Below are 318 nucleotides of genomic sequence, written 5' to 3'. Positions count from 1 at the left end.
CAGCATGCGCCAGCCACGGCCGACCTGCGCCTGCCCGCCGATCACCCAGTCGATCGGGATGAACACATCTTTGCCGGAGTTCGGGCCGTTCTGGAACACCGCGTTCAGCGGCCAGTGACGGCGCCCGATGTTCACGCCCGGATGCTTGGTCGGGATGAGTGCGCAGGTGATACCGGGTTCTTTATCGCTACCGAGCAGGCCATCCGGATCGACCGCGCGGAAGGCCAAGCCCAGCACCGTCGCAATCGGCCCGAGCGTGATGTAGCGCTTGCTCCAGGTCACACGGAAGCCCAGCGTTTCGCGGCCCTCGTGCATGCC

Annotated in this window: 1 pseudogene; it reads right to left on the bottom strand. The window is 66.0% G+C overall.

The window, feature by feature from the left end:
* Nucleotides 1-318: pseudogene (gene fadE, locus RVY79_RS18545) on the bottom strand (acyl-CoA dehydrogenase); the annotation flags it as partial.

This window comes from Chromohalobacter sp. HP20-39, from assembly GCF_033052815.1.
GTDB lineage: Bacteria > Pseudomonadota > Gammaproteobacteria > Pseudomonadales > Halomonadaceae > Chromohalobacter.
This window is presented reverse-complemented; position numbering and strand designations above follow the sequence as displayed.